This window comes from Streptomyces sp. NPDC046900 (genome assembly GCF_040644975.1).
Lineage (GTDB): Bacteria > Actinomycetota > Actinomycetes > Streptomycetales > Streptomycetaceae > Streptomyces.
Map to the genome: position 1 here is coordinate 1 of NZ_JBEYXD010000253.1, position 1393 is coordinate 1393.

Sequence of the window (1393 nt, forward strand, 5' to 3'; positions counted from 1 at the left end):
GGTCTGGTCTCCGACCGCACAGCCATGCGGTAATCACCCACCAGCCAACCCTCCAGGCCAGCACGCCCCACCCTCAATCGCGCACCAAGTCGTTATGGCAGGCACCACATCCAGCGCGGCACCCCCCTAGCGGAGGTGGACCGGATCGACTGGGGGCCGGGCGGCACCGGGCCGGGAGACGCCGTCCTCGGCGACCTGGCGGGCCGGCGCGTGTTGGATCTCGGCTGCGGTCCGGGCCGGCACGCGGCTCACCTCGCACGCCGCTATGGGGCTGTGGTGGATGCGGTCGACGCCTCGGCCAGCCAGATCGAACGCGCCCGCGCCCGCTACGCCAGCGTGCCCGGCCTGCGATTGGTGGCGGCCGATGCCGTCGAGTACCTGCACACGGCCGCACCCTACGACGTGATCTACTCCCTGCACGCCTTCCCCTACCTCGACCCCAACCGGCTGCTGCCTGCTCTGGCGGCGGCAGTGAAGCCTGGGGGGAGGCTGTGCTTCAGCGTGCTGCACACCAACTCCCGCGGCGACGGCCCCGCCACGGCCGTCACGCCGCGGCCGGAGATCCTGCCTCTGGCCGGCGGCGGGGAACTGACCGTGCAGATGTGGGTGCTCACCCCCAAGTTGTGGCAGGGCTTGCTCGAACGGTACGGGCTACACGTGGAGGACATCAGCGCCCTTGACGCGCCCGAGGAGAACAACCACGCTTCCTACCGGCTCTTCCAAGTCAAGCGGCCCGCACGCATCTCCTCCCGCCCGCGCACTGCGACGCCGCCCGCCCCGCACGCGGCCCTCGGCGTCGGCGCCCTCCTGTATGGGCCGCGCGGCCTGCTGCTGGGACGCCATCGCCTGGGCACCTGGGAACTGCCCGGCGGGACCGTAGAGCCGGGCGAGTCGTTGCAGGAGGCCGTCGTGCGCGAACTGCGCGAGGAAACCGGCCTGATGGCCCACCCTTTCGACGTACGTCTGCTGGGCGCGCTCCACGACCACGTCGGGAAGGTCGTCCGCATCACCATCGCCGCCCACGTCACTGCCTGGAGCGGCGAGCCGGCTGACCAGAACGGCGAGAGCGTGGGCGCCTGGCGCTACTGGCCCCTGGAGTCCCTGCCACCCCACCTGTTCGAGTGCAGTGCGCAGGTCCTGACCGCCTGGCGTTCCGGCCTGCCCATCGACCACCCCGTAGCCCACTTCATCCCTTTCACCGACCCACAGGCACCCCTGCTCGGCGGTCCTGCGTGACGGAATCTGGGCTCCGGATCGATACGCCAAGGCGGCAGAGGCAGATGACCAGGATCGCCGTGAGAAGCTGTTGTCTTTTCGATCTTGAGAGATGCGCGTCGAACGGGAGTCTCGATTGGGTGGTCGCGGGGCGTTGGATGCATACGAACAGGGCCTC

1 protein-coding gene is annotated in these 1393 nt (G+C 70.1%); it reads left to right on the forward strand.

Going from position 1 to position 1393, the window contains the following annotated elements; genetic code table 11:
* Positions 1-135: 135 nt before the first annotated feature.
* A complete protein-coding gene (locus tag ABZ904_RS51280; RefSeq protein WP_361006519.1) occupies positions 136-1236 on the forward strand; it encodes an NUDIX domain-containing protein in 1101 nt (366 codons plus the stop codon).
* Positions 1237-1393 lie beyond the last annotated feature (157 nt).